General features: G+C 30.6%; 2 protein-coding genes. Both read right to left on the bottom strand.

What is annotated here, in order from left to right; translation table 11 throughout:
- Nucleotides 1-67 precede the first annotated feature (67 nt).
- The gene (locus E6248_RS15715) at nt 68-886 is read right to left on the bottom strand and encodes an aldo/keto reductase (RefSeq protein WP_316341706.1); all 819 of its coding nucleotides are present in this window, start codon (nt 884-886) and stop codon (nt 68-70) included.
- A gap of 38 nt (nt 887-924) precedes the next feature.
- Nucleotides 925-1,968: iron-containing alcohol dehydrogenase (locus E6248_RS15710; RefSeq protein WP_316341705.1), on the bottom strand; the 1,044-nt coding region annotated here is incomplete at its 5' end.

Here is a 1,968-nt window from a genome sequence, read left to right as displayed (position 1 = left end):
TTAATAATTATTTTAGCACAATTATTAAAATAGTCAACACATTAATTGTTAAAATAATTAATGCTTTTTAGAAAGTAAAAGTATCTGGATCTGCGCCTGTTCTTATATTCTTATTCATTCCATTAATTAACTCAATTTCTTCATTAGTTAATTCAAAATCAAATACATCAGCATTTTCTTTTATTCTTTCTTTATGAACAGACTTAGGGAACACTACTATACCCTTTTGTAATATCCATCTAATAATTACTTGTGCTACAGACTTATTATACTTTTCTCCTATTTTCTTTATTTCCTCATTTTCTAAGCAAGCACCTGATCCAAGAGGTGACCAAGCTTCAAAGACTATTCCCTTATCATTACAGAATTCTACAAGAGCATTATCCTGCATTTGAGGATTGAATTCCATTTGATTAACTGCTGGAACTATTTCTGTATTAGCTAGTAAATCCTCTAAATGATGAATTTTAAAGTTAGATACTCCAATAGCTTTTGCTCTACCACTCTTGTATATTTCTTCCATAACCTTATAGGACTTAATATATTTATCCTTAACCGGCCAGTGAATTAAGTATAAATCAACATAGTCTAATCCAAGCTTTTTTAAACTAGTATCAAAAGCCTCCATTACTCTTTCATCTCTCATATCTTGATTCCATAATTTTGTTGTTATAAATAACTCTTCTCTAGGAATCCCACTTTCTCTTATAGCTTGACCTACAGCTTCTTCATTTCCATATATTGCAGCTGCATCTATATGTCTATAGCCAAGCTTTAATGCAGTAAGAACTGCATCCTTAGTAGCTTCTCCACTTCTCCAAACACCTAATCCAAATTGGTAAATTTCATTTCCTGTATTTAGCTTTATCTTGCTATCTATTTTCATTTTGATACCTCCAAATATAAAATATTTTATTCTAAAACCTATTTTGCCACAGAATAAATTTTATAAACATCTTCCCAAGTAAGAGCTTTAAAATGTCCTACTGGATTTTCATTAGTTCCATCATATTTAGTACATTTTTGAGCTAAAAGTTTTAAATCTATCTTTTCAAGACCTAATCCTTTTAATGTAGTAGGCTGTCCCATTGTTACGAAAAAGTTTTGTAGTTTAGAAATTCCATCTAAAATATCTTTTTCTTTATCATCAGTTGGAAGTATGTCCATAACATTATAAACAAACTTTAAAAATCTATCTTTATTTTCTTTATAAACATATCTCATCCAATATGGTGTTAAAACTGCAAGTCCTGCACCATGAGGAACACTGTAATCAGCTGCACTTAATTCATGCTCCATCTTATGACATGCCCAATCTTGCTCTCTTCCTACTCCTAAAAGTCCATTATGTCCAATACATCCAGCTAGTGAAATTTGTGACCAAGCATCATAATTATTGACATCATCTTTAACTATTAAAGCATTTTTCATCATTGTCTTTAAAGTACTTTCACAAAGGCTATCTATAAAATCTGTTGCTTCTGTATTAGTAAAATATCTTTCCATAACGTGACTCATCATATCACAAATTCCATTTGCAATTTGATTTTTAGGAAGAGTGTAAAATAACTTAGGATTTATAACACTAACTAATGGTCTTATTTTCATTGAAGTATATCCTATCTTTTTATCTCCATTAGTAATTACTGAATCTGGGCTCCCTTCACTACCTGCTGCTGGAAGTGTTAATATAGTTGCAACTGGTAATGCCTTTTCTACATCTTTTCCAGTTAAATATAAATCCCATACATTTCCTTCATAATCTACTCCAACTGCAATGGCTTTAGCGGTATCTATTACACTACCACCACCAACTGCAAGTATTAAATCTATATTTTCTTTTCTACAAAGATTAATACCTTCTTCAACTAAAGAAAGCACTGGATTTGCTTGTACACCTGAAAGCTCACAGAAATTAATATTTACTGATTTTAGAGAATCAACTACTTCATTGTATAATCCAGATTT

The sequence above is a fragment of the Clostridium sp. genome (genome assembly GCF_032552055.1).
Taxonomy (GTDB): Bacteria; Bacillota; Clostridia; order Clostridiales; family Clostridiaceae; genus Clostridium.
This window is presented reverse-complemented; position numbering and strand designations above follow the sequence as displayed.